Origin of the sequence: Stenotrophomonas sp. FR024, from assembly GCF_047500745.2 — a bacterium.
GTDB lineage: Bacteria > Pseudomonadota > Gammaproteobacteria > Xanthomonadales > Xanthomonadaceae > Stenotrophomonas > Stenotrophomonas maltophilia_A.
This window is the reverse complement of the sequence record NZ_JAXAXM020000002.1, coordinates 426,507-438,525: the sequence shown is the minus strand read 5'-3', so window position 1 is coordinate 438,525 and position 12,019 is coordinate 426,507. Positions and strand designations below refer to the sequence as shown.

The window sequence follows — 12,019 nt, the reverse complement described above, 5'->3', positions numbered from 1 at the left end:
GCCGGCAACCCCGAGGAATGCCGGCCAGCGGCCGGCACTACCGGATCGCGTGGATCGCAGGCAACAAAAAACCCGGCCGGGGCCGGGTTCTTGTCTGCTGCCCGACCCCCGAAGGGGCAGGGCGGCAACGCCGGATCAGGCGGCCTTGAGGGCCTTGATGCGGTCGTTCAGGCGGCTCTTGTGGCGAGCAGCCTTGTTCTTGTGGATCAGGCCACGCGCGCTGAAGCGATCCAGGATCGGCTGGGCAACGGCGAAGGCGGCTTCGGCGCCGGCGGCATCGTTGGCGTCCAGCGCCTTGATCACTTTCTTGACAGCGGTGCGCAGCATCGAGCGCTGAGCCACGTTGCGCGCGTTGCGCACGACGGTCTGCTTGGCGCGCTTCTTGGCGGACTTGATATTGGCCACGGTGGTGGTTTCCTGAAAAAATCGGTGTTATGGGAACAGCAAGCTAGCTAGTATGATGGCCCGAGAAATGCACGTCAAGTCGATTGTCAAGAGGGACGCTGAGTGAGTTCACCGAAGATGTTGCGAGGCCTGCTGTCGTTCAGCAGCATGACCATGGTCTCGCGGGTACTCGGACTTGTCCGTGACCAGGTGATCACCACCACGTTCGGCACCAATGCGGTTACCGATGCGTTCTGGGTTGCCTTCAGGGTACCCAATTTCCTGCGCCGGTTGTTCGCCGAAGGCTCTTTCGCCACCGCTTTCGTGCCGGTGTTCACGGAAGTGAAGGAAACCCGCAGCCATGCCGAGCTGCGTGAACTGATGGCCCGCACCGCCGGCACCCTGGGCGGCGTGCTGATGCTGGTCACCGCGCTGGCGCTGATCTTCGCGCCGCAGCTGGCGGTCGCATTCTCGAGTGGTGCTGATACCGACCCGGTCAAGCAGACCCTGCTGGTCGACCTGTTCCGCCTGACCTTCCCGTTCCTGTTGTTCGTCTCGTTGACCGCGCTGGCCGGTGGCGCGCTGAACAGCTTCCAGCGTTTCGCGATGCCGGCGCTGACCCCGGTCATCCTCAACCTGTGCATGATCGCCGGTGCGCTATGGCTGGCGCCGCGGCTGGGCGGCACCCCGGAAAAACAGATCCTGGCGCTGGGCTGGGCGGTACTCGCCGCCGGCATCCTGCAGCTGCTGTTCCAGCTGCCCTCGCTGAAGGGCATCAACCTGCTGACCCTGCCGCGCTGGGGCTGGCGCCATCCGGGCGTGCGCAAGGTGCTGACGCTGATGGTGCCGACCCTGTTCGGTTCGTCGGTGGCGCAGATCAACCTGTTGCTGGATACCCTCATCGCGGCCAAGCTGACCGACGGCTCGCAGTCGTGGCTGTCGCTGGCCGATCGCTTCCTGGAGCTGCCGCTGGGTGTGTTCGGCGTGGCGCTGGGCACGGTGATCCTGCCGGCGCTGGCCCGCCATCACGTCAGCACCGACCGCGAGGGTTTCTCGCGCTCGCTGGACTGGGGCCTGCGGATGACCCTGCTGATCTCGGTGCCGGCCATGCTGGGCCTGCTGCTGCTGGCCGAGCCGCTGATCGCCACTCTGTTCCAGTACCGCCAGTTCACCGCCTTCGATACCCGCATGACCGCGCTGTCGGTGTACGGCCTGAGTTTCGGCCTGCCGGCGTTCGCCCTGCTGAAGGTGGTGCTGCCGGCGTTCTATGCCCGCCAGGACACCAAGACCCCGGTCCGTGCCGGTGTGGCCGCGCTGGTGGCCAACATGGTGTTCAACTTCGCCCTGCTGGCCGTGCTCTACCAGGTCATGGTGCCGGACGAGCTGAAGGCGCAGGGCGTGATGGCGGCCATCGGCAAGCAGCCGGGCCTGCACCTGGCGCTGGGCATCGCCAGCGCACTGTCCAGTTACCTGAACCTGGGCCTGCTCTGGTACTGGCTGGGCAAGACCGATGTCTACCAGCGCCGGCCGGGCTGGGGCGGCTACCTGGTGCGGCTGCTGCTGGCCTGTGCGGCCATGGTCGGCGTGCTGTTGGCCCTGCTGCACTGGGTTCCCGACTTCACCGTCATGGACAAATGGCACCGTATCGGTGGCCTGATGCTGCTGGTCGGCGGCGGTGGCGCGACCTATGCGTTGGCCATGCTGGCGATGGGCTTCCGCCCGCGCGACCTGCGTGGGCATTGATCGCGGTCCGTGGCGGCTATACTTCAGGGTTACACCATTGAAGCAGCGGCCCCGGTCGGGCCGGAACGAGAGTTGATGAGCAGGCTGTTCAGAAGCGTCGAGGGCGGGGAGCTGTTCCCCAACGGAAGCGTGGTCTGTATCGGTGCATTCGACGGCCTCCACCTGGGCCATCGTGCGCTGGTCCGCCACGCGGTTGCCCGCGCGCGCGCCTTGGGCGTGGCCGCGGTGGCCGTGGCGTTCGAGCCGCTGCCGCGTGAATTCTTCGCCCAGGGCACGCCGCCGCCGCGGCTGACCCTGGCGCGCAGCAAGGTCGAGATCCTGCGCGAGCTGGGTGTCGATGCGATCGGCCTGCTGCGTTTCGACGCGGCGATGGCGGCGATGCCGGCCGAGACCTTCGTGCGCCAGTTGCTGGTCAAGCGCCTGAGTGCGCGTGAGGTCTGGATCGGCCCGGAGTTCTGCTTCGGCAACCGCCGCCGCGGCGACCTGGCCCTGCTGCAGCAGCTCGGCGCCGAGCTCGGCTTCAGCGCCGGCGAGATCGAAGCGGTGGATCTGCACGGCGAGCGCATCTCCAGCACCCGCATCCGCCAGCTGCTGCAGGACGGCGATTTCGCCCGCGCCGGCGATCTGCTCGGCCGTCCCTACGCGATCAGCGGGCGGGTGGTGCGTGGGCGCCAGCTCGGCCGCACGCTGGGCTTCCCCACCGCCAACCTGCGGTTCCCGAAGACCCCGGCGCTGTCGGGCATCTACGCGACCTGGGTGCACGGCGTGTTCGACCAGCCGTGGCCGTCGGTGTCCAGCTTCGGCACGCGGCCGACCGTGGACGGCGTGGAGCCGCTGCTGGAAGCGCACCTGTTTGATTTCCAGGGCGACCTGTACGGGCGCCACATCGACGTGGAGTTCGTCGCCAAGCTGCGCGACGAAGAGAAATTCAATGATCTGGCGGCACTGACCGACCAGATGCACCGCGATGCCGAACAGGCGCGCGCCATCCTTTCCGAACATAGATTGCGAGCCACTGCGTGAGCCAGGACTACAAGACCACCCTGAACCTGCCAGCCACCGAATTCCCGATGCGCGGCGACCTGCCCAAGCGCGAGCCGGGCATTCTGGCGCGGTGGGAAGAGCAGGGGCTCTACCAGCAGCTGCGCGACAACGCCGCCGGCCGCCCGCTGTTCGTGCTGCATGATGGCCCGCCGTACGCCAACGGCCGCATCCACCTCGGCCACGCGGTCAACAAGATCCTGAAGGACATCATCGTCAAGTCACGCTACCTGGCCGGCTTCGACGCGCCCTACGTGCCGGGCTGGGACTGCCATGGCCTGCCGATCGAGATCGCGGTCGAGAAGAAGTGGGGCAAGGTCGGCACCAAGCTCGACGCCGTCGAATTCCGCCAGAAGTGCCGCGAGTTCGCTGAAGAGCAGATCAACATCCAGCGCGTGGACTTCAAGCGCCTGGGCGTGACCGGTGACTGGGACAACCCGTACAAGACCCTGAGCTTCGACTTCGAAGCCAACGAAATCCGAGCGCTGGCCAAGGTCGTGGCGAACGGCCACCTGGTGCGTGGCGCCAAGCCGGTGTACTGGTGCTTCGACTGTGGCTCGGCGCTGGCCGAGGCCGAGATCGAGTACCAGGAAAAGGAATCGCCGGCGATCGACGTGGCCTACGCCGCGCGCGATGCGCAGGCCATCGGCCACGCGTTCGGCGTGAGCGTGCCGGCTGACGTGGAAGTGGCCGTACCGATCTGGACCACCACCCCGTGGACGCTGCCGGCTTCGCTGGCGGTGTCGCTGGGCGCGGAGATCAACTACGTGCTGGCCGAAGGCCCGGCGCACAACGGCAAGCGCCGTTGGCTGGTGCTGGCCGCGGCCCTGGCCGAGCGCGCGCTGCAGCGCTATGGCGTCGAAAACGTGGTGCTGCACGGTGAAACCACCGGTGCCGCGCTGGAGAACCAGCTGCTGGCGCACCCGTTCTACCCGGAGCGCGAGATCCTGGTGCTCAACGGCGACCACGTCTCCGACGAGGACGGTACCGGTGCGGTGCACACCGCCCCCGGCCACGGCCAGGAAGACTTCGTGGTCAGCCAGAAGTACGGCCTGCTGGACAAGTACAACGCCGGCCAGGTCACCCCGATCGACGGTCGTGGCGTGTACCTGGAATCGACCCCGCCGGCCGGTGACGTGGTGCTGGCTGGCCAGCACCTGTGGAAGGCGCAGGAGGCCATCGTCGGTGTGCTGCGCGACAACGGTTCGCTGCTGGCCTTCCACCCGATCCGCCACAGCTACCCGCACTGCTGGCGCCACAAGACGCCGGTGGTGTTCCGCGCCACCCCGCAGTGGTTCATCTCGATGGACAAGGCCAACCTGCGCAACGATGCGCTGGCCGCCATCGATACCGTCGGCTGGTTCCCGACCTGGGGCAAGGCGCGCATCCAGAGCATGGTCGACGGTCGTCCGGACTGGACCATCTCGCGCCAGCGCACCTGGGGCGTGCCGATCGCACTGTTCACCCATCGCCAGACCGGCGAGATCCACCCGCGTTCGGTGGAGCTGATGCAGCAGGTCGCCGACCGCGTCGAGGCCGAGGGCATCGACGTGTGGTACTCGCTGGATGCCGCCGAACTGCTGGGCGCCGAAGCGGCCGACTACGAGAAGGTCACCGACATCCTCGATGTCTGGTTCGACTCGGGCGTGACCCATGAAGGCGTGCTCGCCGCGCGTGGCTTCGGCAAGCCGGCCGACCTGTACCTGGAAGGTTCCGACCAGCATCGTGGCTGGTTCCAGTCCTCGCTGCTGACCGGCGTGGCGATCGACAAGCGCGCCCCGTACAAGCAGTGCCTGACCCACGGCTTCACCGTGGACGAGCACGGCCGAAAGATGTCCAAGTCGCTGGGCAACGGCATCGAGCCGCAGGACATCATGAACAAGCTGGGCGCGGACATCCTGCGCCTGTGGATCGCCTCGGCCGACTACAGCAACGAGATGTCGCTGTCGCAGGAGATCCTCAAGCGCAACGCCGACGCCTACCGTCGCCTGCGCAACACCGCACGCTTCCTGCTCGGCAACCTGGACGGTTTCGATCCGGCCCAGCACCTGCAGCCGCTCGACCAGATGGTCGCGCTGGACCGCTGGATCGTGCATCGCGCGTGGGAGCTGCAGGAGAAGATCAAGGCGGCCTACGACGGCTACAACATGGCCGAGATCGTGCAGCTGCTGCTGAACTTCTGCAGCGTGGACCTGGGCTCGCTGTACCTGGACGTGACCAAGGACCGCCTGTACACGATGCCGACCGATTCGCACGGTCGCCGTTCGGCACAGAGCGCGATGTACCACATCGCCGAAGCGTTCACCCGCTGGGTGGCGCCGATCCTGACCTTCACCGCTGACGAGCTGTGGGGCTATCTGCCGGGCGAGCATGCCGGCCATGTGCTGTTCACCACCTGGTACGACGGCCTGGCGCCGCTGCCGGCCGATGCCCAGCTCAACGCCGCCGACTTCGACCAGCTGCTGGCCGTGCGCGAGCAGGTGGCCAAGGTGCTCGAGCCGATGCGTGCCAACGGCGCGATCGGTGCCGCGCTGGAAGCGGAAATCACCATCGCCGCCAGCGAAGAGCAGGCCGCGAAGTGGCAGCCGCTGGCCGATGAACTGCGTTTCCTGTTCATCAGTGGCGACGTGCAGGTGCGCCCGGCGACCACCGACGAGGTGTTCGTCAGCGCCCAGCCGACCACCAAGGCCAAGTGCGTGCGCTGCTGGCACCACCGCGCCGACGTTGGCAGCAACGCCGACCACCCGGAACTGTGCGGTCGCTGCGTGAGCAACATCACCGGCGCCGGTGAAGTGCGGAGCTGGTTCTGATGGCCGCGCCCCGTCCGCATCCGAACGCCCTGGTCTGGCTGCTGCTGTCGGCCGCCATCATCGGCCTGGACCAGTGGTCCAAGGCCTGGGTGTTGTCGAGCCTGCCGGAGTTCCAGCCGGTGGTGGTCATCGACGGCTTCTGGAACTGGTACCGCACCTACAACACCGGTGCCGCGTTCAGTTTCCTGAGCGACGCCGGTGGCTGGCAGAAACACTTCTTCACCGTGTTGGCGATCGTCATCAGCGGCCTGATGGCCTGGTGGCTGCGTAGCACTGCCCGCGGCAACTGGAAGGCCGCGGTGCCGTACGCGCTGATCATCGGCGGCGCCATCGGCAACGTGATCGACCGCCAGGTGCACGGCCACGTGGTCGACTTCATCCAGTGGTACGTGGGCAGCTACACCTGGCCCTCGTTCAACATCGCCGATTCGGCCATCGTGGTGGGTGCCATCGGCATCGCCCTGTTTGGCCTGTTCGACGGCAAGTCCGCCAAAAAGGCGGATAATGCCAACCCGAAACCGTAAGCCGGCCGCTGCCGGGAGACTGAACTGATGGATGTGCTGCTCGCCAACCCGCGTGGATTCTGTGCCGGCGTCGATCGTGCGATCGAGATCGTCAAGCGCGCGATCGAAACGCTGGGCGCGCCCATCTATGTCCGCCATGAAGTGGTGCACAACCGCTTCGTGGTCGACGACCTGAAGCAGCGCGGTGCGATCTTCGTCGAGGAACTCGATGAAGTGCCGGACAACAACACGGTCATTTTCAGCGCGCATGGCGTGTCCCAGGCCGTGCGCCAGGAGGCCGAGCGTCGTGGCCTGAAGGTGTTCGACGCCACCTGCCCGCTGGTGACCAAGGTCCACTTCGAAGTCGCCCGCCACTGCCGTGCCGGTCGTGACGTGGTGCTGATCGGCCACGCCGGTCACCCGGAAGTGGAGGGCACCATGGGCCAGTGGAACCGCGAAGCCGGCACCGGCCAGATCTATCTGGTCGAGGATGTCGAGCAGGTTGCCACGCTGCACATCAACCAGCCGGAAAACTTCGCCTATACCACCCAGACCACGCTGTCGGTGGACGATACGCGCGGCATCATCGATGCATTGCGTGAGCGCTTCCCGGCGATGCAGGGCCCGAAGAACGACGACATCTGCTACGCCACGCAGAACCGCCAGGATGCCGTGCGCGATCTGGCCAAGCGCTGCGACCTGGTGCTGGTGGTCGGTTCGCCGAACAGCTCCAACTCCAACCGCTTGAGCGAGCTGGCCCGCCGTGAGGGTGTGGAGTCGTACCTGATCGACGGCGCGCACGAGATCGACCCGCAGTGGGTGGTTGGCAAGCAGCACATCGGCGTGACCGCAGGTGCCTCGGCGCCGCAGGTACTGGTCGATGGCGTGCTGGCGCGGCTAGCCGAGCTGGGCGCCAGCGGCGTGGGCGAGCTGGACGGCGAACCGGAATCGATGGTGTTCGCGCTGCCGAAGGAACTGCGCCTGCGCCTGGTCGACTGACCGGGAAGCGCCTCATCCACGCATGGCGTGGATCTACTGAAACTGCTCTGGTGGGTGCGAACCAGCGCAAGGTGGGTGCGAACCTTGGTTCGCACGCTTCTGTGCATGCACGAATGGGCGCTCGTCCATGACCTTTGGCCATGGGGCAGGGCACTTTACGGGCCTAGCATCGGAAGATTCTCCGTTGTTGGAAGTTGCCCGATGAAGACCCGAGCCCTGGCCATGTCATTGCTGTTCGCGCTGGCGGCCACGCCCGCGCTGGCGCAGACCTCGCCGCCGGGCGATGCCGCGGCCCCCGGTCTGCTGCGCATCGATGTGGACGCGCGCGATCTGGCCCGGCGCATCTTCAAGGTGACCGCCACGGTGCCGGCCAAGCCCGGCCCGATGACCCTGCTGTACCCGCAGTGGATTCCCGGCAACCATTCGCCCACCGGTCCGATCGACAAGCTGGCCGGCCTGCGCGTGACCGCCAACGGCAAGCCGCTGGCCTGGCAGCGCGACCAGTTCAACGTCTATGCGTTCAAGGTGAACGTGCCCGAGGGCGTGAGCGAGATCGTCGCCCACTTCGATTTCCTGTCCTCGCAGGGCGGCAGCCAGGGCCGGGTGGTGATGACCCCGGAAATGCTCAACCTGCAGTGGAACGCCAATTCGCTGTATCCGGCCGGCGTCGATGCGCGCAACCTGCAGACGCAGGCCAGCGTGACCCTGCCCAAGGGCTGGTCGTTCGCCACTGCCCTGGAAACCGCGCGACGCGATGGCGATACCGTCGTCTTCAAGCCGATCTCGTATGACCATCTGGTTGATTCGCCCTTGTTCGCCGGCGAGCACTACCAGCGCATCGATCTCGACCCGGGCGCGAAGGTGCCAGTGCACCTCAACGTGTTTGCCGACGAAGCCAAGTCGCTGAAGCCGAGCGAGGCACAGATCGCGATGCACCGCGCGCTGGTGCAGCAGGCCGACAAGCTCTACGGTGCGCGCCACTACAACCACTATGAGTTTCTGCTGGCGTTGACCGACCGTCTCGGCGGCATCGGCCTGGAGCATCACCGCTCCAGCGAGAACAGCGCCGATCCGGGCTACTTCACCGAATGGGACAGCAACGCGTGGATGCGCGACCTGCTGCCGCACGAGTACACCCATTCCTGGAACGGCAAGTACCGCCGCGGCGCCGATCTGGCCACCGCCAACTTCAACGTGCCGATGGGCGACAGCCTGCTGTGGGTGTACGAGGGCCAGACCCAGTTCTGGGGCCAGGTGCTGGCGGCGCGTTCGGGCCTGTGGTCGACCACACAGGCGCGCGACATGCTGGCCAACGTGGCCGCGACCTATGACCGTGGTCGCCCGGGCCTGGCCTGGCGGCCGCTGCAGGACACCACCAACGACCCGACCATCGCCCAGCGCCGCACGTTGCCCTACCGCAACTACCAGATGAGCGAAGACTACTACTCCGGTGGCCAGATGCTGTGGCTGGAAGTGGAGGGCAAGCTGCGCGGGCTGACCGGCAACCGCCGCAGCCTCGACGACTTCGCGCGCGCGTTCTTCGGCGTCGGCAATGGCGACTGGGACGTCAATCCCTACACCTTCGACGACGTGGTCGCGACCTTGAACGGCATCGCGCCGTATGACTGGGCGACGTTCCTGCGTGGGCGTCTGGACGGCCATGGTTCGTTGACCGGCGGCCTGGAACTGGCGGGCTGGAAGCTGGTTTATCGCGATGCCCCGAACGATGCCTACAAGGCGCAGGAGAAGCGCGCCAAAGCAGCGCTGCTGGCGTATTCGCTGGGCGCGACCGTGCTCGACAGCGGCGTGGTCGGCGATGTGATCTGGGACAGTCCGGCGTTCAACGCCGGTCTTGCACCGGGCATGAAGGTGATCGCGGTTGGCGGCCGTGAATACAGCAGCCAGCGCTTGAAGGATGCAGTCGCCGCCGCAGCAAAGGACAAGGCGCCGATCGTGTTGCTGGTGAAGCAGTTCGATCGCATCGAAACGATGAGCATCGCCTACCACGGTGGCCTGCAGTACCCGGTGCTGGAGCGCATCGCCGGCAAGCCTGACCGCCTGGCGGACCTGTGGAAGGCGCGATGAAACCGCGCGCCCGCGATGGCGTGATCCTGTTGATGGCGATCCTCGCCATCGTGGGCGCATTCCTGCACGGCGATGGGCGTTGGCTGCACTGGCTGGCCAAGCCGGCCACCACGCTGCTGATCGCTGCCATCGTCTGGCGCGTGCATGATCCGGTGCAGCCGTTCTATCGGCGTGCGGTGCTGGCCGGCATGCTGCTCTCGTGCGTGGGTGACATCGCGCTGATGTTGCCAATGGATGCGTTCGTACCGGGGCTGGTCGCATTCCTGCTGGCGCATGTCTGCTACATCATCGCCTTCCGCGGAGGCCTGCGTGCCGGGCGTGGGCTGGTCGGCGCCAGCGTCCTGCTCGGTGCGTTTGCCGTGCTCAACGTGCTGGGCCTGTGGCCACACCTGCCCGCACCGATGCGTATTCCGGTGCTGGCGTACGTGGTGGTGCTGGCATCGATGGCGGTGCTGGCCCTGGCACGGCAGTGGCGCCGCCCGCAGCCTGACGCCATGGAGGCCGCCAGTGCCCGTTGGGCCGCTGCCGGTGCCGTGCTGTTCGTCGCCAGCGATTCACTGTTGGCCTGGGACCGCTTCGCCGGTGGCCTGCCGCTGGCCAGCCTGCTGGTGCTGTCCACGTACTACGCTGCGCAGTACGCCATCGCGCGCTCGGTGAAATAGAAAAAGGGGACGGAGGGGATTAAGTCGCAAACCGCACCAAGGCACATACGACTTAATCCCCTCCGTCCCTTTTTTGTGTGGCCTACCGGCGGCTCACGCCGCGCAGGGCGCCCTGCGCATCGAACTGCAGGCGCACGGATTCGCGGTCACCGGCGACTTCGTCCGGCAGCCATACCAGCTTGCCGGCTTTGCGCACGATCACGTAGACGTGGCCGACTTCAGATGCGGGGTTCTGCAGCGCATTGCGCTGTTCCTGCAGCGCCTGCGCCACGCGCGGAACAGTCTCGAAATCGATGCTGGCCAGGGATGTGCTGCTGCGCTGCAGGCTGATGGTCGGCGCAAACTGCTGCGGGTTCACCGGATTACCCTTGCGCCATTGGCCACGTTCAAAGTGATAGCTGTCGACGTGGCCCGGCTGTTGCGGATCGACCAGATCGAGGTTGATGCGGCCATCGTCGTAGAAGTGGATGCTGTGGAAGACCGTCAGCCGCTGGCCGGCCAGCGCTGGCATCTGCTCCAGTGCCTGACGGGCAGCCAGCAGGTAGTCCGCATCGAACAGGCGGTTGTTGCGCTCGGGCGCTCCAGCGGTGCTCGCGGCGGGGAAGGGCGCCGGGGACGGCACAAGCGATGCGGATTGCTCGCGCGGCGACTGGGACGAGACGGAGGCAGGCAACCGGTCCGGCTGTACCGAATGCCCCAGCGTTTCGCTGATGGTCTGCAGGGCGCCTCCGGCAACGGCCACGCCCGCCAGAACCAGCAGCAGTACCAGGAACACGGTGCGGGTTGAGGGCGGCTGTTTCATACTCCCTCCAGGCGCACGTTGCTGTGGTCATCCGGGTCGTACAGCAGCGTCACATGCTCGCGCGGGATGTTGGCCAGTTCAATCAGCGGGATGAAGCGGCGCACGCGGGCCTGCTGCACGTTGCCTTCGCGGTCGATGTATTCCAGCTGGAACTCCACCTGCGGCTGTTCGTTGAGGTAGGTGCCGGTCTGACGCACCTTCAACACCCTGGCCTCCACGCCGATGCCGCGATACTTCAGCGCATCGCCGCGGGCATCGGCGTGCAGCAGGCGGCCGAGCAGGCGCAGGCCCAGCGCATAGCCACACAGCACCAGCGGGCACACCAGCAGCGGGTGACCGAACGACAGGAAGGTCCAGCCCAGCCCCTCGCTCTGCAGCTGGTAGGCCCACACATAGGCAGCGGCAACGATGGCGATGCCGAGTGCTGCACCGATGCCGCGCCGCCACAGGCTGGCGACATTCAGTTCGGGCTGGGCACCGTCCAGCACGATGTTGGGGAATGCCCCGGGCGTCCGGCCCAGGCGCGCATCAATGTGCCTGCCGGCCTCGAAGCGATGCAGCTGGGGTTTGCTGTCGACCACCAGCATCTGTTCGCGGACCGGCGTACCGGACAGGTTCTTGAAGGACAACTGCAGTTTCCATTGCGCGAACCCACGCACCTGCACGCCGGTCTGTTCGGCCTGCTCGATCAGCGCACTGCGCGGTTCACCGTCGGCCAGGATCGACTGCACCCGGTGCAGTGCGCGTGGCGGCCCCAGCAACAGGTAGTGCAGGAAGGCGAACAGCAGCGTCAGCCACAGGACCATCGACAGTGCGAGCAGCAACAGTGCCAGCCACGGTGCGCTGCGGTCGACCAGCGCCACCGGCCACGAAGTGCCGAAATAGAGAATGCAGGGAAAAGGCAACGCGAAGAACAGCAGGAACGCGCCCCAGAACCAGAGATAGGCTTTCATGGGGGAAGGGGACCGCGGTGGAACAGGGCGCGTAGAT

The 12,019-nt window shown here is 66.5% G+C and carries 10 protein-coding genes; 7 read left to right on the top strand and 3 right to left on the bottom strand.

Annotation, left to right across the window (positions count from 1 at the left end):
• Positions 1-135 precede the first annotated feature (135 nt).
• Positions 136-405: a 30S ribosomal protein S20 gene (rpsT, locus tag ACMZ91_RS04015; protein ID WP_005408560.1), complete on the bottom strand. Its 270-nt coding sequence runs from the start codon at positions 403-405 to the stop codon at positions 136-138.
• A 117-nt stretch (positions 406-522) separates the two neighbouring features.
• Between rpsT and murJ the strand changes: the two genes are divergently transcribed.
• The 7 genes from murJ to ACMZ91_RS03980 all read left to right on the top strand — a co-directional run bounded on the left by murJ (position 523) and on the right by ACMZ91_RS03980 (position 10,227).
• The gene (gene murJ / locus ACMZ91_RS04010) at positions 523-2,127 is read left to right on the top strand and encodes a murein biosynthesis integral membrane protein MurJ (protein WP_049398918.1); all 1,605 of its coding nucleotides are present in this window, start codon (positions 523-525) and stop codon (positions 2,125-2,127) included.
• A gap of 75 nt (positions 2,128-2,202) precedes the next feature.
• Positions 2,203-3,150: a bifunctional riboflavin kinase/FAD synthetase gene (locus ACMZ91_RS04005; protein WP_049398919.1), complete on the top strand. Its 948-nt coding sequence runs from the start codon at positions 2,203-2,205 to the stop codon at positions 3,148-3,150.
• Positions 3,147-5,978, top strand: coding sequence for an isoleucine--tRNA ligase (gene ileS / locus ACMZ91_RS04000; RefSeq protein ID WP_414578052.1), 2,832 nt, complete (start codon positions 3,147-3,149; stop codon positions 5,976-5,978). The genes ACMZ91_RS04005 and ileS overlap by 4 nt, the downstream gene beginning before the upstream one ends.
• A complete protein-coding gene (lspA, locus tag ACMZ91_RS03995; RefSeq protein WP_049424357.1) occupies positions 5,978-6,502 on the top strand; it encodes a signal peptidase II in 525 nt (174 codons plus the stop codon). The genes ileS and lspA overlap by 1 nt, the downstream gene beginning before the upstream one ends.
• 27 nt (positions 6,503-6,529) lie before the next feature.
• Positions 6,530-7,480: a 4-hydroxy-3-methylbut-2-enyl diphosphate reductase gene (gene ispH, locus ACMZ91_RS03990; protein ID WP_049424359.1), complete on the top strand. Its 951-nt coding sequence runs from the start codon at positions 6,530-6,532 to the stop codon at positions 7,478-7,480.
• 201 nt (positions 7,481-7,681) lie between these two features.
• Positions 7,682-9,565 (top strand): M61 family metallopeptidase, encoded by a 1,884-nt coding sequence (locus ACMZ91_RS03985; RefSeq protein ID WP_149909382.1) that lies wholly within the window; start codon positions 7,682-7,684, stop codon positions 9,563-9,565.
• The gene (locus ACMZ91_RS03980; RefSeq protein WP_049462335.1) at positions 9,562-10,227 is read left to right on the top strand and encodes a lysoplasmalogenase; all 666 of its coding nucleotides are present in this window, start codon (positions 9,562-9,564) and stop codon (positions 10,225-10,227) included. Before ACMZ91_RS03985 ends, ACMZ91_RS03980 begins: the two co-directional genes overlap by 4 nt.
• Before the next feature lie 82 nt (positions 10,228-10,309).
• Here the strand turns inward: ACMZ91_RS03980 and ACMZ91_RS03975 are convergent, their stop codons facing one another.
• Positions 10,310-11,029, bottom strand: coding sequence for a hypothetical protein (locus ACMZ91_RS03975; RefSeq protein WP_149909383.1), 720 nt, complete (start codon positions 11,027-11,029; stop codon positions 10,310-10,312).
• Positions 11,026-11,982, bottom strand: coding sequence for a hypothetical protein (locus tag ACMZ91_RS03970; RefSeq protein WP_049462336.1), 957 nt, complete (start codon positions 11,980-11,982; stop codon positions 11,026-11,028). Before ACMZ91_RS03970 ends, ACMZ91_RS03975 begins: the two co-directional genes overlap by 4 nt.
• Positions 11,983-12,019 lie beyond the last annotated feature (37 nt).

What these genes read in the sequence shown, in the direction of transcription:
- ACMZ91_RS03970 (WP_049462336.1), bottom strand. Translation starts at nt 11,982, where the DNA reads ATGAAAGCCTATCTCTGGTTCTGGGGCGCGTTCCTGCTGTTCTTCGCG.
- ACMZ91_RS03980 (WP_049462335.1), top strand. Translation starts at nt 9,562, where the DNA reads ATGAAACCGCGCGCCCGCGATGGCGTGATCCTGTTGATGGCGATCCTC.
- lspA (WP_049424357.1), top strand. Translation starts at nt 5,978, where the DNA reads ATGGCCGCGCCCCGTCCGCATCCGAACGCCCTGGTCTGGCTGCTGCTG.
- ispH (WP_049424359.1), top strand. Translation starts at nt 6,530, where the DNA reads ATGGATGTGCTGCTCGCCAACCCGCGTGGATTCTGTGCCGGCGTCGAT.
- ACMZ91_RS03975 (WP_149909383.1), bottom strand. Translation starts at nt 11,029, where the DNA reads ATGAAACAGCCGCCCTCAACCCGCACCGTGTTCCTGGTACTGCTGCTG.
- ACMZ91_RS03985 (WP_149909382.1), top strand. Translation starts at nt 7,682, where the DNA reads ATGAAGACCCGAGCCCTGGCCATGTCATTGCTGTTCGCGCTGGCGGCC.
- ACMZ91_RS04005 (WP_049398919.1), top strand. Translation starts at nt 2,203, where the DNA reads ATGAGCAGGCTGTTCAGAAGCGTCGAGGGCGGGGAGCTGTTCCCCAAC.
- murJ (WP_049398918.1), top strand. Translation starts at nt 523, where the DNA reads ATGTTGCGAGGCCTGCTGTCGTTCAGCAGCATGACCATGGTCTCGCGG.